Raw genomic sequence first — 18,300 nt, 5'->3', positions numbered from 1 at the left:
AAAATGATTAATTTAATTTTTTTAAGTATTATTCTTATAAAGTGCTTTTAAGTTATCATAGGCAATTTGTATTTTTTCAAACTGTTCTCTTGCGTAAGCTTTTTCTATTGCACTTTTTCCTTGATGAAAATCAGGATGATAAAGTTTTACCAAAATCAAATATTTTTGTCTGATTTCACTAAGATCATTTTGCGGAGTACATTCTAAAGTATTAAAATAATTACTAAAAAGCTTAGCTAAAGCATTAAATTTCCATTTCATATTTTCTTTATTGTGAATATTTTGGCGAAATTTTTTATACTCTTCTCGGTCAACTTCAAAATTCACGCAATATTTTAAATGCTCGCTCTCATCTGCAAAAGCTTCAAAAAGTTCAAGAGTATTCTCGTTTTTATATTCTAAAATTAGAATATTTGTCATTTCATTATATTCTATATTATGATCTTGAAAATAATTTCTTATATAGGTAACAAATAATTTTTCATTAGAGCTTAACTTCATCAAAATTCTACCCGCAGCAAAATCAATCTTGATAAACAACATAGGCTTAAGCATATTATTTTGCTCAAAATTTAATCTAAAAGTTTTAAAATGAGCATCTTGTAAATTCTCTATACCTTCATTTGTACTTTTGCGATATTTTTGATCTAAAACTTTTAAGAAATAACGACGCTGTGGAATTTCATTTTCTTCAAAAAAAGAAAAAATTTTATTTTTTCGTCCTATGACCTTTGTGAAATTTTTGGTAATCAAGTCTTTAAAATACTGAAATACGCTAATATCATCTGTATTAACATTGATAGTTTCTAAAGTTTGCACGATTTGCATCTATTTCTCCCATAAAACCTCATTTTCAAAAAGCTCTTTAGTGCCTTTTAAAATTTCATTGGGTGTATAATCGGCTTTATAAGATAAAGATTGACACTTTTTTACAAAATACCCAAGATAAATATAATCTAAGTTCATTTTTTTAGCTATTTGTATTTCATTGAGCAAAGAAAATTTACCCAAAGAAAAATACGAAAAATCAGGATCATAAAAACAATAAATGCTTGAAATTCCATCCTCTAAAATATCAATCAAATCAACACAAACGAGCTTATCTTCTATATAAAATGCAAGCTCATATCCAAAATTCATAAAACCATCGACATAAAGATTATAATACTGCTTAAAGCTTAAATCATAACGCTTCCAGTTCTTTTTTTCTTCCATAAAACGATGGTATTTATCATATAAAAACAAATGTTCATTGCTTAAATTGGGTGTTCTAAGCATAACTTTGGTGTTAATATTTTTATTTATAACCCTTCTTTCACTTTTTGAAAAATTATATTCATTAACTAAAATTCTAAGACTTAAACATTCATCACAATCTTTACAAATAGGGCGTGAAAAATACCTACCAAAACGACGCCAACCTCGTTTTATTAGCCCATTATTGATTTCTTTAGGGCAATTTTCAATGTATTTATACTCTATTCTTGAGCGTTTATCTTTTAAGTAAGGACACTGATCTTCAAGAGTACAAAAACCAATCTCAAGCATTAAATTTTCTTAATATCTGCATTTTTGATAAATCCGGAAAATTCATCCTGTAGTTTTTCTTGCTTTAAGAAAATTTCTTGCATTTCCTTATCTATGTTTGCTTCTTGATTTTTTTCGCGAATATCTTTAGCTAGTTTTTCTAAATTTTTTACACTTGCACCACTCTTGCTTGATTTCTTCGCTAATTTTGGAGTATTGGCGTTAGCTTGCATTTCTTTTTTAATACTTTTAAGACTGTCTAAAAAATCCATCTATTATTCTCTACTTTCTCGTATTTTTTTAAGCGTAGCAGCTATTGCAGCTATAACTTCTTCTTTATTTTCTTGATGACGATCTTCTGTTTTTTCTAATAATTCTTGCATATGTGTTTCTATGAAAGAGGTGTCTAAATACCCTCTTCTAAATTCTCTTGTTTTTGTAATAGCAATTAAAAATGGTATTGTTGTTCTAATATCATCAATCACAAATTCCTTCAAAGCACGCTCAAGTTTATTAACCGCTAAATCATAACTTGTTGCTTTAATAATAAGCTTTGCAAGCATGGAATCATAATAAGGCGGCACAGTATAGTCTTTATAAATATGACTATCAACCCTAACAGATGGTCCAAGAGCTGGGTAGTATTCTCCTATTTTTCCAGGACTTGGAATAAAATTTTTCCATACATTTTCAGCAGTAATTCTAGCTTCAATAGCAAAACCCCTAGGTTTAATATCGCTTTGTTCTAAGTCCAAAATTTCTCCTGCTGCAATACGAATTTGTCTTACAATAAGGTCAATACCTGTAATTTCTTCAGTAATTGGATGTTCAACTTGAATTCTTGTATTCATTTCCATAAAATAAAAGCGATTATAATCATCAAGCAAAAACTCTATAGTTCCAGCATTTGTATAACCTACAGCCTTAGCAGCTGCCACAGCTGTAACACCCATGGTTTTTCTAAGATTATCTGAAATTCCAGGGCAAGGTGCTATCTCAATTACCTTTTGATGTCTTCTTTGGATAGAACAATCCCTTTCACAAAGATGGATAATATTTCCGTAGTTATCTCCTAAAATTTGAAATTCTATATGCCTAGGATTAACTACATATTTTTCCATAAATACTTCATCATTATTAAAGTATGTTAAAGCTTCTCTTTTGCAAGATTCAAAGGCATTTTCAAGATCTTGTTCTTTATGAACAACGCGAATTCCGCGTCCACCTCCACCACCTGAAGCTTTTAAAATAACAGGATAACCAATCTTCTCAGCAAAAATTTTAATTTCTTCCATGCTATAGGAATTTAATTTTTCAGTCCCTGGAACAATAGGTATGCCATTTTTAGCCATTAACTTACGAGCGATATTTTTATTTCCCATCTTATGGATTACTTCAGATTTTGGACCTATAAAAATAATTCCAGCATCTTCACAAGCCTTAGCAAATTCGTAATTCTCACTTAAAAATCCATAACCAGGATGGATCGCATCAGCACCACAAGCCTTAGCAATCTCGACAATACGAGCAACATCTAAATATCCTCTTATAGCATCCGTTCCTATGCGATAAGCCTCATCTGCGATTTTTACATGCAAACATTCACGATCAGGCTCTGTAAAAACTGCAACACTTTTAATATGTAAATCTCTACAAGCACGGATTACTCTAACAGCTATTTCAGCTCTATTTGCTATGAGAATTTTATGGATTTGATTCATAATTTGCCTTTTTTGTTATATTTTTATTGTTAATTTTAGCAAATTTTCCTTACAAAAACTTAGCAAAAAATTTAATTTATTTTAGTTATAATAAAACTTTTTAAAATTTTAATTCCAATAAAGAAAAGTTATAATTATAATGGTTGCTGATAAAAGATTATTTTATTTAAGTTGTATTTTAATCACCATAGGAATAGTATTTTCATACTCTCTTACAGCTTTTACTGTTCTTTTTCTTGACTATAGCGAGTTTCATTTTTTTATTCGTCAGCTTTTTTTTGGAATTAGTGGCATACTTATAATGTTTTTTATTTCTCGATTGGATCCTGATAAAGCACTTTCTAAAAAAATTATTTTAGCTATTTTGATTATTTCTTTTATCTTTATTATCATTTTACCATTTTTACCTTCTGCATTAGCAACAGCTAGCGGAGGAGCTAAACGCTGGATACGCTTAGGCCCACTCTCTATCTCTCCTGTGGAATTTTTTAAAATAGGATTGATTTATTTTTTAGCATGGAGCTATACAAGGCGTATTGATGATAGCAAAAAAGCTATCAGACACGAGGCTTTAATTCTTCTACCTTATTGTATCTTAGCTTCTATAGTTATAGGATATATTTATATCACTCAAAACGATTTAGGACAAAGTATAATTTCTTTCTTTTTAATTCTAGCTTTAGCTTTTTTTGCAGGAGCTAGTAAAAGACTTTTTGCTTTTGGAACTTTAATCATTATGATGATAGGTATAATGGTAATTTCTAGTAATCAAAGAAGAATTCAAAGAATTGCTTCTTGGTGGGGGAATATACAAGATGCTTTTTTACCTATGCTTCCTGATTGGTTGGCAAATGCTTTAAGAGTAAGTAGCAACAGCGAACCTTATCAGATTTCGCACTCTTTAAATGCTATAGCCCATGGAGGAATGTTTGGCGAAGGCTTAGGACTTGGAACTTTTAAATTAGGCTTTTTAAGTGAAGTACATACTGACTTTATTCTTTCAGGAATTACTGAAGAAATAGGACTTTTGGGTCTTGGAGTTATTTGTTATATTTATCTTTGGATGATTTTAAGAATTTTTAGAATTGCAGGAAGATGCGAAGCTAAACAAGATTTTATTTTCTGTTCAGGCATAGCCTTACTTTTACTTTTTTCCTTTTTTATGAATGCTTTTGGTATTATTTCTCTTACTCCACTAAAAGGTGTGGCTGTTCCACTTTTAAGTTATGGAGGAAGTTCAATGTGGGCAATTTGTATAGGTATAGGATATGTATTAATGATTTCAAAAAAGGTTAAATTATGACAATAGCTTTAACAGGTGGCGGAACTGGTGGGCACTTAGCCATAGTGCGTTGCTTATTAGAAAGTGCGATTAAAAAAAATATAGAATGTGTATACATAGGTAGTCAAAATGGTCAAGATAAAGCTTGGTTTGAAAATGAAGTACGCTTTAAGGAAAAATTTTTTTTAAGCTCTAAAGGAGTGGTTAATCAAAGCAAATTTGGCAAAATCAGTTCTTTACTCCACACCTTAAAACTCTCCAAAGATTGTAGAGAAATTTTTAAAAAATACCACATCCAAGCCGTTTTTAGTGTAGGTGGATATAGTGCAGCTCCTGCATCTTTTGCGGCTTTATTCTCACATTTGCCTCTTTTTATACATGAGCAAAATTCAAAAAGTGGCTCTTTAAACATGCTTTTAAAACCTTTCGCTACGAAATTTTTTAGCGCCTTTGAAAAAGAATTCAGCCCTTATCCTGTAGCAAATAAATTTTTTGATAATGCTAGGATTCGCAAAGAATTAAAAAATATTATTTTCCTAGGAGGATCACAAGGAGCTAGTTTTATAAACGAACTAGCTTTAAATCTCGCCCCAAAGCTTCAAGAACAAAATATCAAAATCATCCATCAATGTGGAAAAAATGATTTTGAAAAATGCAAAAAACACTACCAAAGCTTAAATATCCAAGCTGATGTTTTTGACTTTAGTTCAAATTTGGAAGAAAAAATGAAAAATGCAGATCTAGCTATATCAAGAGCAGGTGCAAGCACCCTTTTTGAACTTTGTGCTAACACCTTGCCTGCTATTTTCATACCTTATCCTCATGCAGCTAAAAATCATCAATACTTTAATGCTAAATTTTTACAAGATCAAGCTTTATGTCAAATTTTCACGCAAGATTCGATCAATCTTGATGATTTTTTCAAAGCAATGTTAAAACTTAACTTAGAAGATATTTCCACAAGATTGCAAAATATAGCACAAAAAAATGGTGGGGATATTTTACTAGAAAAAGCACTATCTGATAACTTGGCTTTTATACGATAAATATCCAAAGATATTTACCAAAATCCCTACAAAAATCAACATCAAAATAGCAAGTGAAAAATTCTCAAATTTATCATGTAAAAAGCCTATAATCCACTGCCCTTGTGCTGCGATTAAATATCCAAAACCTTGAGCTAAAGCAGAAAGCTTTGCTGCTACTTGGGTATTTGAACTTTTTTGAGCGATAAAAAGCAATGCAATACCAAAAACCCCACCCCATGGAAAGCCCATGATAAAAGCACTGATGATAATAGAAATTTTGCTATCAAAAACAAAAAGCATGGCAAAAGCGATCACATACATACTACACAAACTTGCTATGTAAAAAGTATGTAAATTTTGCCTTAATTTTCCTAAAAGTAAAGGGCCAAAAAGAGACACTGGAGCTGCAACAAGTTGAGCAAAAAGAACCATATTTGTAGAAAATTCTTTATCAAATCCTTTTTCTACAACAATTTGAACATACCAAAAAAACAAAGAATAAGCTAAAAAACTTTGAAATCCCATAAAAAGAGTAATTTTCCAAGTTGTTAAATTTGTAAAAAGATTGATTTTTTTATAAGCTTTTTTCTTAATGCGAAAAAATCTACCATTTTTAGCTTGAGGATAGTAAACTACTAAAGCTACAAAAGAAAAAATAGCCCAGAAAAACATAGCTCCAGCTAAATCAAATACACTAAGCAAAGGTATAGCTAAAGCAATACCCATAATCGAAGAAATACTCAAAACAAGACTATAAATTCTCATTATACTTGCCATTTTTTTGGAAATTTTTCTTTAATAAAACTAGGAAGTAAAACATTTGCAATTGCTATACCACAGCCCATTGCTAACATTCCTAAAAATAAGCCATATACACCAAAATAAGAACGAATAATTTCGCCTAAAAAAATTAAAAAAATTCCAAAAACAATAGCACGAATAGGAGAAAAATACCCCACAATAAAAGAAATACTTCCAAAAGCTATCAAAGGAAGACTTGTAAGTATGCCCGCTACGGTTGAGTTTAAATAATACTTATCTTTAATAATATCAATAATAGGCCCCACTGCAGTAATTGGGGCTCTAAGATTAAAAGCTACAATAATAACAATAATAACATTAATCCAAAATATCTTTTTAAAAGAAGCCATAAAAGCCTTATTTGTTAAGTTCTACTTTGAATATTTTACCTTCTGCCATCTTAGGAATCCATAAAATATTACCTTCAATAAATATATCTGCAGGACCTTTCATCAAAGGAAATTCAAGTTTTACAGATTTAACATTATCTAAATTATAAATATATCCATTTAGATTATTTCCCCAAGAACTTACCAATAAACCATCTTTATAAGGAACTATTCCATCATAAGATTCTTTTTCATTTTTAATTATACTGAGTTCTTTTGTATTTAAATCATAAGCCATTACAACACCGCCACTTACACCATCAGGATGATAACCAGCTATAAAAAGCTTATGTTTTTTTCTATCTAGATATAACCCATTTGGACCACCAAATTTTACTAAATCAAGTTTTAATAATTCATCATATTGCTTAGTTTTTAAATCAACCTTTAAAATAAGTCCTGTGCCAGTATCGCTAACCAAAAGCGTATTGTCGTCTAATTTTTCTATGTCATTTAAAAAGATTGCACCTTTAATAGGTAAATTAAAAATTTCTTTTTTAGTTTTAAGATCAAAACCGCGTAAAACATCGATATCTACCACATAAAGAGTTTTTCCAATCTCCATCATGCCTTTTGGTGCATTAAGATGGGTTAAAAATTTATATTCTAGCACTTTGCCATTTTTATCAAGCTTAGAAATAAATCCATCATTATCTTTCGCCAAAGGTTCAAGTTTTTCTCCTACATTAGATACATAAACATAGTTTTTATCTACAAAAATACTTTCAGGGCTTTTAAAACCATCAAATTCTTGATATTTTAATTCACTTGCACCAAGCAAACTTCCAAGAAGCGCTAAACTTAAAACATATTTTTTCATATTTTCTCCTTTATTTAAAAATATTTTCATTGAATTATATTTATTTAGATAAAAAAAATGTGCTAGTTTTTTGATAAAAAATACAAGTTTTTTGTTTTTTGATATTGCTTAGGAGTTTGCTCATATTTCTCTTTAAATCTTTCAATAAACCAAGCTACTGAAGAAAAAGCGCACTCATTAGCTATTTCATTAATATTTTTTTTAGAAAATTTAAGTAAAATCTTTGCTTTTTGCAACCTTTTTTCATCTAACCATTTTTTAGGACTTTGTCCAAAACATTTCTTAAATTCTTTAGAAAAAGTTGCTAAATCTAATTTCGCAAAATTAGACATTTCATTTACGCTTAAAAATTCTCTACCACAATACTCAAAAAGTTGGGAAAGATCAAGGCGAAATTCTTTTAAAATTCCTGATAAAAAACTAATAAAATAAATATTCTTATTTAAAAGCAAATGTAAAAAAATCTCTTCAAATTTCAAACTCACTATAGGATCTAAAATTTGCGTATTTTCTTCAAAATGCGGTGAAAAACTTTCCAAAATTCCTTGCAAAATCTTATCATTTTTTACCCAAAAAATTTCATAGTTTTGAAACTTTTGATCTAGTTTAAAAAAATCTTTATACTTATAAATAAGCTCAATTAAAAATGCATTGTCAAAAAAAATAAATAAGCTTCATAAACTCCTTTACTAAGTCCTACATTGCTTAAAGTATAGCTCCCAGCTTTTAAAAACAAAGTTTCATAAGAGTTAATCTTATAATCTTTTGATGCAGTGTGTAAAATTTTATATCCTTTGCGAACAAAAGTTAAAAGATGACTTCCTATATTAACAAAAGTAGAATGCGAAGTATCCGTTTGTGTATATTTAGCAAAAGTGCAAGATTTAATTTTTTTATAATTGACACCTTTTAATTGCTTTAAATCTTCTGGTAAAGAAAGAATTTTATTCATCGTAAATTTTGCCTACATTCTAAAAGATACTTTTTAAGATCTTTTTCTTTCATTAAAATTTCACGCATACAAACGCCTGCTATATTTATATCTTTAAAATTTTCTATATTTTGAGCATTGATACCGCCTATAGCATAAAGTGGTATTTGACTAAATTCAAGCAAGGATTTTAAAAAATCAAGCCCTTTAGGCTCTAAACCCACCTTGCAAGAACTTTCAAAAATATGCCCTGCAAAAGCATAATTTACCTTATAGCTCATCGCCTCTAAAAGCTCTTCTTTGCTATGGACTGAAGTACCAAGTACATGAAAATATTTTACTAATTTAGGCTCTTTTCTTAGCAAAGAAAGCGGTGCGTGAAAATAACGATGTCCTAATTTTAAACACTCCCTATCAAAAAAATGCAAAAAACAAGTCACTTTTTGCTTTGCACAAATGCTTAAAACTTCTTTTGCTAAGTCATAATACTCAAATTCGCTTAAATCTTTTTCTCTTAAAACTATAGCATCTACCTTAGCCTTAGCAAGTTTTTCAATCTGCTTTAAGAAGTCTATTTCTACACATTTTCTATCGCTTATAGCAATGATTTTTTTATCCCACATAGATACTATCACTCATCACAGCTTGTAAATTTGATCTTTTAAGCATAGTTAAAATTTCATCCACGCTCCTATCATCTGAAATTTCAAACTGCCCATCGCCCTTTTTCTCGCCCTTATGTTCACCTATACCCACACTAACTCCTGCGCTCATTTTAGTAGCCCCAAGCTTAATAACCTCATCTCTAAAACCTATTCTTTCACGGCTTGAAATAGTAATGCCCGCAAAAGGCAAAAAGAGCCTATAAGCACAAAGCACTTGTAAAAGGCGTTTTTCACTCACATCTTTAGGATGAATTTTAGCATTATTGATAATAGGTCTTAAACGAGGCACCGAAATAGAAATTTCAGCATGAGGATAAGCTTGTTGTAAAAAATGTGCATGAAGTGCCGTAGCAAGGGCGTCTTTTCTAAAATCATCTATGCCTAAAAGCGCCCCAAAAGCCACTCCACGCATACCCGCTTTTAAAGCTCTTTCTTGAGCGTTAAAGCGATAAGGGAAAATGCGTTTTTCACCCGCTAAATGAATTTTAGAATATTTTAAAGGATTGTAAGTTTCTTGAAAAACAGTCACATAATCACAACCCTTTTCATGTAAAATTTTATATTCGTCTTCATTCATAGGATAAATTTCAACACCTACAACCTTAAAATACTCTCTAGCAATCTTGCAAGCATTTGCTATATATTCTACACTTGCAAACTCCCTACCCTCGCCTGTTAGCATTAAAATTTCTTCTAAACCACTTTTAGCAATGGCTTGCATTTCTTCGTGAATTTCAACTTCATTTAGTTTAGCTCTTGCGATTTTATTACCTTTTTGAAAACCACAATAAACACATTTAGAATTACAATAATTTGACAAATAAAGTGGGGTAAAAAGAGAGATAGAATTTCCAAAATATTTTTGCTTGACTTTAGCGGATTTAAAAGCTAATTCTTCTATGAAATCTTCTGCTGCACTTGAAAGCAAAGCTTTTAAATGCTCTATGCTTAAATGTGTTTGATTTAAAGCATTTTTAACATCTTTAGCGCTAAATTGACTCTCATCATAGTTTTGAACTTGACTTAAAACCTTGTTTAAAATTTCGCTTTTTATTTCCTGCATGTGAGGTAAATGCTGCATATAATCTTGCATGATTAACCCCTTAAAAAGCCTGTTAATGGAGAACTTGCTTTAGCCTCGCTCACACTTGCCAAACCTGCTAAAAAAGCCGCTCTTCCCGCATTTACCGCCAAAGAAAAAGCTCTAGCCATCAAGGCTATATCTTTAGCTTCAGCTATAGCTGTATTTACCATCACCGCACTTACTCCCATTTGCATAGCTTCACAAGCTTGTGCAGGACTTCCAATACCCGCATCTACAATAATAGGCAAATCAATTTCATTAAGCAAAATTTGTATAAATTCCTTAGCACATAAGCCTTTATTGCTCCCAATAGGTGCTGCCAAAGGCATGATAGCCGCAGCTCCTGCATCACGCATAGCTCTAGCTGCGTAAAGATCAGCATGCATGTAAGGTAAAGGCGTAAAGCCCTCTTTAGCTAAAAGCTCGCAAGCTTTAATCGTTTCATAATTATCAGGCAACAAATACCTACTATCGCTTATCACTTCTATCTTGATAAGTTCTCCGCAACCAAGCTCTCTTGAAAGCCTTGCAATGCGTAAGGCTTCATCGGCGTTTCTTGCGCCTGAAGTGTTGGGTAAAAGTGTGATATTTTTAGGGATATAATCAAGTATATTTGCAATTTCCCCTGTATTTGCACGGCGTAAGGCTAGAGTGATAATCTGCGCTTTAGCTTCTTCTATGGCTGATTTTATAAGCTCTAGCGAATATTTTCCAGAACCTAAAATAAATCTTGAATCAAACTCGTATTTGCCTATTTTTAATTTATCATTTTTTAAATTTTCTTGCATTTTTACTCCTTATTTGCTAAAAGCTCTAAAACAAGATTACTTTGATGTCCTGCGCAAATATTTACCCTTGGCGCCATAAGTCCATTTCCTAGCTTAGCACCATTTACCAAATCCCCACATACATAGAAATTTTTAGCAATTTTTCTTGTTTGTATGCTGTTGCTATCACCATAGCCCGCAAGCCCTGAAGCACAGATTAAAATACTATCTTTGTAAAATCTATGAAAATTTTGTGCCATCATCGCTTTTGCGATAGCACCATCAAAGGCTTCGCAAACTATATCTATATCTTTAAACAAAGACTTTAAATTATCCTCATCGATTTTTAAAGTGCAAATTTCAACGCTGATATAAGGGTTAATCTCGCTAATTTGCTCCTTTAAAGCTTCGGTTTTAAATTTACCCAAATCACTTACACGGTAAGCTTGACGATTCAAATTGCTAGGCTCAATCACATCAAAATCAATCAGCTTTAAAAACCCCACACCACTTCTTGCTAAATTTATCGCTATATGTGATCCAAGTCCGCCTAAACCACACACCGCCACGCGCCCATTTTTAAGTTTATCGTGAAGTTTTGGAGTGTGTCTTGCTCTCATCATAGCATCTAGTGCATCTTTTGGAGGTAAAGTATTTTTTTCTATGCAAAAAAGCTCATCATCTTCGTTTAAAGCGATATTCTCTTTTGTTGCAAAACCATTGATAATCCAAACATCATTTTCATTTTTGCTGATATTTTCAAAAAATTCCAAACTTGTTTTAAAGTCTGTATCAAGTTCTTTGCCATTAAATTTCACTCTCATCAACCGCCTCCTACAAAGCTTACGATTTCAGCTTTATCGTTTTCTTTTAAAATCAAATTTTCAAATTCACTTTTTGGTATGATTTCTCCATTTAATTCTAAAGCGATAAGTTCGATTTTAAAACCTTTTTCTTTAATAAAATCCATAAATTTAAGCTCTTTTAACTCAAGCTTTTGTCCATTGATAATCATTTTAAACCTTTAAAAATTTTCTATCAAGTCTTTAAAAACAAGGCAAAGTTTTTCAAATTCTTCTATACTTACTCTTTCATCAATAGCGTGAATTCTATCATTACAAACCCCAAATTCCACTACCTTTACACCGTATTTTGCAAAATACCTTGCATCACTTGTACCGCCTTTGGTATTAAGCTCTGGTACTTCATGAGTGATTTTTTGAACGCTTTCATTCATTTTTTGAACGATTTTATTATCGATATTTGTCAAAAAAGCTTCGCTTGATTGTTTTAGCTCTAACTCATAGTTTAAACCATGACAAATTTTTTCTACATAACTTTTTACATCTTCTAAGCTTGTATCGGGGGAATTGCGAACATTAAACATAAGTTTTAAATCATTTGGCGTAACATTACACACCCCCATACCTCCGCGAATATCGGTAATAACAATTTTTGAAGGACTAAATTCAGCACTTCCAGGATCAAGATCAAAACCCGCTAAAAGCTTTAAAACTGGTGCAAAATCATGCACAGGATTGATACATTTTTCAGGATAAGCAACATGCCCTTGTTTTCCACGGATTAAAAGTTTTCCATTGATAGAACCGCGACGCCCTATTTTAATACTATCACCAATTTTTTTAACACAGGTTGGCTCGGCAACCACAGCATAATCAGGTAGCATATCTCTTTCTTGCATCCATTCTAAAACAGCCTTAGTTCCATATATAGCTTCGCCTTCTTCATCACTTGTTAAAATAAGGCTAAGTCTAGCTCCTTTAAAATCCGCATTCTTTACCGCATCTACAAAGGCTGCTACTCCGCTTTTCATATCTTGAGCACCCCTTGCATAGATAAAGCCTTCCTTTTCCATAGGCACAAAAGCATCACTACTCCAACCCTCGCCTGCAGGCACCACATCTACATGCCCACCAAAAGCTAAATGCTCACCCTCATCTTTAAATTTTTTAGTGAGTAAAAGGTTTTTAATGCCTTCTTTTTCTATAAAAAAAGCTTCAAAATCACTCAGTTCCATAGCGATGAAATTTAAAGCTCCATCATCATTTGGCGTAACAGATTTAAATTTTAAAAATTCGATTAAAAATTCTTTTGCATTCATTTTTTATCCTAAGAAAGTTTTATATAATAAATTAAGAGCAAAATACTCTATAATTATAGCTGAAATTATATTGATTATAAAAACAACTTTTGCACTAAAAACATGACTATATCTTGCCACCACAAAGGCTAAAGCACTTACCCAAAAAAGTATAGCCACAACAAGCCCTAAAGTCATCAAATAAGCATGATCACTACTTAAAACCACGCTTGCAGCACTAAGCCAAAATCCTATCACAAAAGGATTTGAACCATTTAAAAAAGCTCCTTTAATATAACTTTTCAAAAGACTTTCTTTAAATTCTTTATGCTCTAAATTTAAGCTTTCTTTCTTTTTTCTTAGCATCAAGTACGCCATATAAGTTAAAAAACAAAAACCAAAAATCGCCAAAGAACGCATAAAAATAACATTGTCTAAAAAATTTAAAAGCCCAAATTGAAGCAAAAAAAGATAAAGCATATCTATACTAAATGCTCCAAGTCCTACAGCTATGGAATTTTTAAAAGCTTTTAGTGCATAAGTTAAAATCAAAATATTTACAGGTCCAAAAGGAACACTCACTCCAAAGCCCAAAAAAACTCCACTTAAAAAAGAATCAAACATTACCATCTTTCATAAAATTTTCTATATCAAGTGCGATTTTATCAATAGCGCTTATAATATCTTCTATATAGATTTTATCAAAATACCGCTCTAAATTCGCATCTTTTTCGTAGATATTTAAAATACTTTTTTCGCACATTGAAGCATAACGCCCTACAGGCAAAACCGCCCCACTTGTGCCTACGCTGATAAAAAGCGAAGTTTGATTTAGCAAAGAATAAAGCATAGCATAAGCAGGAGCTTGCTCTTCAAACATGACTATATTGTGTCTTAAATCCTTACTTTTGCATTTTGGGCATTGTTTATCTGTGATTTTTTCATAACCTATATTAAAAATTTCTTCGCATTTTAAGCAGCGAAGTTCGGGCAAAAAGCCATGCAAATGCACTACATCTTTACACCCTGCACGCTCTAGCAAATCATCTACATTTTGCGTGATAACAAAAAGATTTTTACCCCATTTTTCTTTTAATTGTGCGATTTTTTCATGAGCATGATTTGGCTTTACATTTTGAAGTTGCGCCCTTCTTGCATCGTAAAAATCAAGCACTTTTTTAGGGTTTTTTCTAAAACCTGTTGCGGAGCAAACCTCCATCACATCGTATTCTTCCCAAAGTCCATCATTATCTCTAAAAGTTTTAAGTCCACTTGGAGCAGACAAACCCGCTCCACTTAATATCATAATGTTTTTCATAATCTCACCACCTTAGCACCAAAGCCACCTTGATTGATCGGTGCGTCATTAAAGCCTTTAACACTTTTATGGGTTTTTAAAAACTCTCTTACCGCAAAGGCAAGCTTTCCTGTGCCTATACCATGATAGATCAAAACCTCATCAAATCCCGCTATTAAAGCATCTGAAATAAATTTATCAAGCCTTGAAATAGCCTCATCACTCCTAAGTCCATGCAAATCCAAAGTTACGCTTAGATTGCTTGGTTTGCTTACGCTTATACTTGTTTTTGCTACTTTTTTTGGCATTGCACCACTTTTTTTAAGCAGTTTTAAAGGCACACGAAGTTTGATCCCATCGCTTTCAACCATAGCATCGTTTTTAGAAATGCTTATGATTTTACCCTTAATTTTTTCATATTTTACAAAATCCCCCACACGCAATTCTTCGTTTTGCTCCATACTTGGCAAGATGATTTCTTTTTTAAGTTCATTGGCTTTATTAAGGCTTCTTTGCTTATCTTTTGTGTCTTTAAGCTGTATGGTTTTCTTAGCTTCTTCTATGGCTTTGTGAAATTTAAATTCTAAATTTCTCAAACTCGTGCGAAATTCTTGTTCATTTTTTTCTTTTTGATCTTTTAAAGAAAGTAAAATTTCATCGACTTTTTGCTCTTTTTTCTCAACATTTTCAAGCTTAGCTTTTAGTTCTAATTCAAGATTGATATTTTTACCCACAAGCTCTTCTAAATTTTCTTTATCCTCGCCATAAAGCTTTTTAGCCTCGCTAACTAAATTCGGCGGAATCTGATAACGCAAAGCGGTTTCAAAGGCATAAGATTTTCCTATAGTACCTTTTAAAAACTCATATTTTGGGCGTGAAAGCTCTTCATCATATAAAGCAGCAATGAGTTCAACTTGCTCATTTTTTGCTAAAAGCATGGCAAGGCGTTTGTGGTGCGTGGTGATGATGATTTTAAGATTATTAGCTATGAGTTTTGAAATTAACACACTATACAAACAAGCCGCTTCTTCAAAATCTGTTCCAAGCTCTATTTCATCTATACCTAAAAGCAAATTTTTCTTAGAAAAAAGTCTAGAAAAATGCAACATTCTTCCTGCAAAAGTTGAAATGTCGTTTTTAACATTTTGCGGATCTTCTATGATGGCATCAAATTCTTTAAAAGTACCAATTTTACTTTCACTTGCTTTGATATGCATAGGCAAAAGATGTTTAGCTAAAAATGCTGCGCTTAGCATGGATTTTAAAAGCATGGATTTTCCGCCTGCATTTACCCCTGTGATGATTAAAACTTGTTTTTTAAATTCCAAACTCACGCTTTTTGGATTTTTTAAGGCAGGATGAGCGAAATTTTTAAGCACTAAATCCGTACTTTGATCACACAAAACAATTTCAAAATCCTTTTTTTTAGCAAGCAAAACCCTAGCACTATAATGATCAAAAAGATCAAAGGCTGTATTGATAAATTTTAAAAAAGGTAGGTTTTTTGCTAAAAAAGCTGAGAAATTTTTAGCGTATTCATAATAAATTTCTTCTTTTTGATTTTTGATTTTTTCTATATCATTTTGCAAATTTTCAACACTTAAAGGCACGATATAAAAGCCACCGCCACTACTTCTACCTATGATTTTTGCTTTAATAGCGTGATTAAACCCGCCTCTTACAAGCAAGGCTTCAAGATTGTTTATAAGATGGATTTGTGTATCGATAAGATAAGGCATTAAAGCTTTTGTATAGCAAAATTTCTTAAACTCAGCTATTATGCTTTCGTTTTTCAATCTTAGAGCGGTATTAAGATTTACAAGTCTTTCATCTAAACTTTCTTTTAATTCCCCTTTCTCATCGAAATTCAAACAAAGCTCCAAAGCCCCGCTAACAAATTCTATCTTTTGTAGCCAAGAGTCTAAATTTGTTCCTAGTTTTATTTTTTTTAACTTTTCAAAATAACGAAAAATTTTTACAAATTCAAAAATTTCATCTAAATGTAAAATTCCTTGCTTGCTTAAATGAACTAAGGCTTTATCAAGATTGCTAAGCTCTGGCATAGCAGGAAATTCCACCTCGCAAAGCTCATGTATGCGTTTAAAATGAAGATTAGAATCTCCTTGCAAAAAAATCTCCTTATCTCTTGCAAAAAGGCCTTTAAATTCTTCTAAATAGCCGTTTAAATCAAGCTTTGAGATCAATTCTTCTTTTGCATCATTCATCATTTAACCTGCAATCTTTAATATCTATGATTAAAGAATTAAAACTTTGATTATTATCTTTTGAAATAAAACTTCCTGTACCAAATTCATAGTTAAAATACGCCTTAGATACATTAATATCTTTACATAAAATATTTTTATTTTGATTAAAAGCTACGATAATATCTGTTCTTAAACGACTTTTTTGCGTATTTTCAAATTCAAAAAATACCGCTAAAATGATAAAGATCACAAGCAAAATACCAAAAAAAGGTTTGGTTTTTTTGCCTAATTTTTCACGCAAAGCAAAAGTGATTAAGGCTAAAATTAAGATAATTAAAAAATATAAAAAAAACCTACTCATTTTTTTGCCTTAATTTATTACTGATATCTCCTGCACCAAAACCTATAATAAGCCCTTCTTCAAAAACTTGCCCCTTAGAAGCCACCAAAAATTTACCCTCTCTTTTGATATCTTCTACAAATAAAGCCTTAGGAAAAACCGCTTTTAAATCAAGTTCTATAGGCTCTTCTCCTGCAGCATAAACAGGTAAAATTACAAGCTCATCAACACCTTCAAAAGCCTTTGCAAATTCCTTTAAATTTGTAGCCAAACGCGTGTAGCGGTGAGGTTCAAAAATGGCTGTAATTTTTTTATATCTACCTAATTTTGCGTATTCTTGTGCTGCGCTTAAAGTCGCTTTTATTTCGGTGGGATGATGACCATAATCATCGATTAAAACCAAATTTTCATCAGCATGTAAAATATCAAAACGCTTTTTAATACCTTGATAATTTTTAAGCCTAGTTCTTATCGTTTCTATATCTAAGAAATTTAAAGCCGCCAAAATCGCCAAAGACGCATCAAGGGCTAAATGATATCCCATGCCAAAAACCTTAAATTCACCCCAATCTTTCAACTCAAAGCTTGTAAAAGGTTTGAAATTTTCTATACACATGGTGCAGTTTTTGATATCTTTGCTCGGATAAAGCTTGATTGACTCATTTTTATAATTTTTCAAAAACTCATCTTCAGCATTAATCACGCGAATTTTAGCCGTATCTAAAAACTCCACATAAGCATGATGGAGTTTTGAAACTTCATTACCATAATGATCTAAATGCTCTGCTTCCGCATTGGTAACTATAGCCAAATAAGGATTTGAATTTAAAAAAGAACTATCGCTCTCATCAGCTTCAAAAACAAGGTTTTGGCTTTCTTTATAAATCATATTTGAACCAAATTCTTTTAAAATCGCTCCGATGATCACAGAAGCATCATCAAGCAAAGAAGCCAAAATACTTGAAGTTGTGCTTTTTCCATGTGCTCCTGCAACTGCAAAAACGCGCTTATCTTCTAAGATAAGAGGTAAGGCCTCCTTGCGTGAAAGGCATTTAATGCCTAATTCTTTAGCGTGTTTAAATTCAGGATTTTCTTCTTTGATAGCAGCAGAATAAATAACTAAATCTTTGTTTAAAATATTGTCTTTATGATGAGGGATGCTGACCTTAACCCCTTCTTTTTCTAGTTCTTTAGTGATTTTACTCTCTTTAAGATCACTTCCGCTAATTTTAAAACCTTTTTCTTTTAAAAATCTTGCTAAAGCGGAAATTCCTATACCGCCTATGCCGATAAAATGGATATTTTGCATCATTTAAACCTTTATACCTTAAAGGCTAATT

At 31.6% G+C, this 18,300-nt stretch carries 18 protein-coding genes and 2 pseudogenes; 2 read left to right on the top strand and 18 right to left on the bottom strand.

Features of this window, described 5'->3' with window-relative positions; translation table 11 throughout:
* Positions 1–21 precede the first annotated feature (21 nt).
* Genes AJ886_RS09590 through AJ886_RS09575 form a run of 4 tightly spaced genes read right to left on the bottom strand, consistent with a single transcriptional unit; the run spans position 22 to position 3,248 of the window.
* Positions 22–828 (bottom strand): adenylosuccinate lyase, encoded by an 807-nt coding sequence (locus AJ886_RS09590; RefSeq protein ID WP_002861764.1) that lies wholly within the window; start codon positions 826–828, stop codon positions 22–24.
* Entirely contained in the window at positions 829–1,548 is a 720-nt protein-coding gene (locus tag AJ886_RS09585; protein ID WP_002870578.1) for an arginyltransferase, read from the bottom strand.
* Positions 1,548–1,799: a hypothetical protein gene (locus AJ886_RS09580; RefSeq protein WP_070247870.1), complete on the bottom strand. Its 252-nt coding sequence runs from the start codon at positions 1,797–1,799 to the stop codon at positions 1,548–1,550. The genes AJ886_RS09585 and AJ886_RS09580 overlap by 1 nt, the downstream gene beginning before the upstream one ends.
* A gap of 3 nt (positions 1,800–1,802) precedes the next feature.
* Positions 1,803–3,248 carry an acetyl-CoA carboxylase subunit A gene (locus tag AJ886_RS09575; RefSeq protein WP_002856595.1) on the bottom strand — a complete coding sequence of 482 codons (1,446 nt, stop codon included), beginning with the start codon at positions 3,246–3,248 and terminating at the stop codon, positions 1,803–1,805.
* Between the two features lie 139 nt (positions 3,249–3,387).
* On the opposite strand from AJ886_RS09575, the gene ftsW reads away from it, so the two are divergent.
* Together ftsW and murG are read left to right on the top strand one after the other, a co-directional pair.
* Entirely contained in the window at positions 3,388–4,551 is a 1,164-nt protein-coding gene (ftsW, locus tag AJ886_RS09570; protein ID WP_002861767.1) for a putative lipid II flippase FtsW, read from the top strand.
* The gene (gene murG / locus AJ886_RS09565; protein ID WP_002861768.1) at positions 4,548–5,576 is read left to right on the top strand and encodes an undecaprenyldiphospho-muramoylpentapeptide beta-N-acetylglucosaminyltransferase; all 1,029 of its coding nucleotides are present in this window, start codon (positions 4,548–4,550) and stop codon (positions 5,574–5,576) included. Before ftsW ends, murG begins: the two co-directional genes overlap by 4 nt.
* On the opposite strand, the pseudogene AJ886_RS09560 reads toward murG, so the two are convergent.
* The 14 genes and pseudogenes from AJ886_RS09560 to murC form a co-directional block, all read right to left on the bottom strand.
* Positions 5,547–6,709 (bottom strand): annotated as a pseudogene (locus tag AJ886_RS09560) (MFS transporter). The gene murG and the pseudogene AJ886_RS09560 sit on opposite strands and share 30 nt — an antisense overlap.
* A gap of 7 nt (positions 6,710–6,716) precedes the next feature.
* A complete protein-coding gene (locus AJ886_RS09555) occupies positions 6,717–7,568 on the bottom strand; it encodes an ATP-binding protein (protein ID WP_002861770.1) in 852 nt (283 codons plus the stop codon).
* Positions 7,569–7,630: 62 nt separating this feature from the next.
* Positions 7,631–8,520 (bottom strand): annotated as a pseudogene (locus AJ886_RS09550) (helix-turn-helix domain-containing protein).
* The gene (locus AJ886_RS09545) at positions 8,517–9,122 is read right to left on the bottom strand and encodes a thiamine phosphate synthase (RefSeq protein WP_070278094.1); all 606 of its coding nucleotides are present in this window, start codon (positions 9,120–9,122) and stop codon (positions 8,517–8,519) included. Before AJ886_RS09545 ends, AJ886_RS09550 begins: the two are co-directional and overlap by 4 nt.
* Positions 9,112–10,257 (bottom strand): 2-iminoacetate synthase ThiH, encoded by a 1,146-nt coding sequence (gene thiH / locus AJ886_RS09540; RefSeq protein ID WP_070233079.1) that lies wholly within the window; start codon positions 10,255–10,257, stop codon positions 9,112–9,114. Before thiH ends, AJ886_RS09545 begins: the two co-directional genes overlap by 11 nt.
* 2 nt (positions 10,258–10,259) lie before the next feature.
* The gene (locus tag AJ886_RS09535) at positions 10,260–11,036 is read right to left on the bottom strand and encodes a thiazole synthase (protein ID WP_070233078.1); all 777 of its coding nucleotides are present in this window, start codon (positions 11,034–11,036) and stop codon (positions 10,260–10,262) included.
* Between the two features lie 2 nt (positions 11,037–11,038).
* Positions 11,039–11,842, bottom strand: coding sequence for a thiamine biosynthesis protein ThiF (gene thiF / locus AJ886_RS09530; RefSeq protein ID WP_074470037.1), 804 nt, complete (start codon positions 11,840–11,842; stop codon positions 11,039–11,041).
* Entirely contained in the window at positions 11,839–12,030 is a 192-nt protein-coding gene (gene thiS / locus AJ886_RS09525; protein ID WP_002830937.1) for a sulfur carrier protein ThiS, read from the bottom strand. Before thiS ends, thiF begins: the two co-directional genes overlap by 4 nt.
* Positions 12,031–12,039: 9 nt before the next feature.
* Entirely contained in the window at positions 12,040–13,137 is a 1,098-nt protein-coding gene (gene dapE / locus AJ886_RS09520) for a succinyl-diaminopimelate desuccinylase (RefSeq protein WP_070233077.1), read from the bottom strand.
* A gap of 3 nt (positions 13,138–13,140) precedes the next feature.
* Positions 13,141–13,740, bottom strand: coding sequence for a LysE family translocator (locus tag AJ886_RS09515; protein WP_002861777.1), 600 nt, complete (start codon positions 13,738–13,740; stop codon positions 13,141–13,143).
* Positions 13,733–14,434: an SIR2 family NAD-dependent protein deacylase gene (locus tag AJ886_RS09510; RefSeq protein WP_070210240.1), complete on the bottom strand. Its 702-nt coding sequence runs from the start codon at positions 14,432–14,434 to the stop codon at positions 13,733–13,735. The genes AJ886_RS09515 and AJ886_RS09510 overlap by 8 nt, the downstream gene beginning before the upstream one ends.
* Complete coding sequence (locus AJ886_RS09505) at positions 14,431–16,641, bottom strand: endonuclease MutS2 (protein WP_074470036.1); 2,211 nt, start codon at positions 16,639–16,641, stop codon at positions 14,431–14,433. Before AJ886_RS09505 ends, AJ886_RS09510 begins: the two co-directional genes overlap by 4 nt.
* Positions 16,631–16,981, bottom strand: a complete 351-nt coding sequence (locus tag AJ886_RS09500) for a hypothetical protein (RefSeq protein ID WP_002861781.1) — start codon at positions 16,979–16,981, stop codon at positions 16,631–16,633. The genes AJ886_RS09505 and AJ886_RS09500 overlap by 11 nt, the downstream gene beginning before the upstream one ends.
* The gene (murC, locus tag AJ886_RS09495) at positions 16,974–18,272 is read right to left on the bottom strand and encodes a UDP-N-acetylmuramate--L-alanine ligase (RefSeq protein ID WP_074470035.1); all 1,299 of its coding nucleotides are present in this window, start codon (positions 18,270–18,272) and stop codon (positions 16,974–16,976) included. Before murC ends, AJ886_RS09500 begins: the two co-directional genes overlap by 8 nt.
* Positions 18,273–18,300 lie beyond the last annotated feature (28 nt).

The organism is Campylobacter sp. BCW_6465 (assembly GCF_001762815.1).
Taxonomy (GTDB): domain Bacteria; phylum Campylobacterota; class Campylobacteria; order Campylobacterales; family Campylobacteraceae; genus Campylobacter_D; species Campylobacter_D jejuni.
The sequence above is the reverse complement of the archived record's forward strand: the minus strand, read 5'-3'. Positions and strand labels throughout refer to the sequence as shown.

What these genes read in the sequence shown, in the direction of transcription:
- AJ886_RS09590 (WP_002861764.1), bottom strand. Translation starts at nt 828, where the DNA reads ATGCAAATCGTGCAAACTTTAGAAACTATCAATGTTAATACAGATGAT.
- AJ886_RS09585 (WP_002870578.1), bottom strand. Translation starts at nt 1,548, where the DNA reads ATGCTTGAGATTGGTTTTTGTACTCTTGAAGATCAGTGTCCTTACTTA.
- AJ886_RS09580 (WP_070247870.1), bottom strand. Translation starts at nt 1,799, where the DNA reads ATGGATTTTTTAGACAGTCTTAAAAGTATTAAAAAAGAAATGCAAGCT.
- AJ886_RS09575 (WP_002856595.1), bottom strand. Translation starts at nt 3,248, where the DNA reads ATGAATCAAATCCATAAAATTCTCATAGCAAATAGAGCTGAAATAGCT.
- ftsW (WP_002861767.1), top strand. Translation starts at nt 3,388, where the DNA reads ATGGTTGCTGATAAAAGATTATTTTATTTAAGTTGTATTTTAATCACC.
- murG (WP_002861768.1), top strand. Translation starts at nt 4,548, where the DNA reads ATGACAATAGCTTTAACAGGTGGCGGAACTGGTGGGCACTTAGCCATA.
- AJ886_RS09555 (WP_002861770.1), bottom strand. Translation starts at nt 7,568, where the DNA reads ATGAAAAAATATGTTTTAAGTTTAGCGCTTCTTGGAAGTTTGCTTGGT.
- AJ886_RS09545 (WP_070278094.1), bottom strand. Translation starts at nt 9,122, where the DNA reads ATGTGGGATAAAAAAATCATTGCTATAAGCGATAGAAAATGTGTAGAA.
- thiH (WP_070233079.1), bottom strand. Translation starts at nt 10,257, where the DNA reads ATGCAAGATTATATGCAGCATTTACCTCACATGCAGGAAATAAAAAGC.
- AJ886_RS09535 (WP_070233078.1), bottom strand. Translation starts at nt 11,036, where the DNA reads ATGCAAGAAAATTTAAAAAATGATAAATTAAAAATAGGCAAATACGAG.
- thiS (WP_002830937.1), bottom strand. Translation starts at nt 12,030, where the DNA reads ATGATTATCAATGGACAAAAGCTTGAGTTAAAAGAGCTTAAATTTATG.
- dapE (WP_070233077.1), bottom strand. Translation starts at nt 13,137, where the DNA reads ATGAATGCAAAAGAATTTTTAATCGAATTTTTAAAATTTAAATCTGTT.
- AJ886_RS09515 (WP_002861777.1), bottom strand. Translation starts at nt 13,740, where the DNA reads ATGTTTGATTCTTTTTTAAGTGGAGTTTTTTTGGGCTTTGGAGTGAGT.
- AJ886_RS09510 (WP_070210240.1), bottom strand. Translation starts at nt 14,434, where the DNA reads ATGAAAAACATTATGATATTAAGTGGAGCGGGTTTGTCTGCTCCAAGT.
- AJ886_RS09505 (WP_074470036.1), bottom strand. Translation starts at nt 16,641, where the DNA reads ATGATGAATGATGCAAAAGAAGAATTGATCTCAAAGCTTGATTTAAAC.
- AJ886_RS09500 (WP_002861781.1), bottom strand. Translation starts at nt 16,981, where the DNA reads ATGAGTAGGTTTTTTTTATATTTTTTAATTATCTTAATTTTAGCCTTA.
- murC (WP_074470035.1), bottom strand. Translation starts at nt 18,272, where the DNA reads ATGATGCAAAATATCCATTTTATCGGCATAGGCGGTATAGGAATTTCC.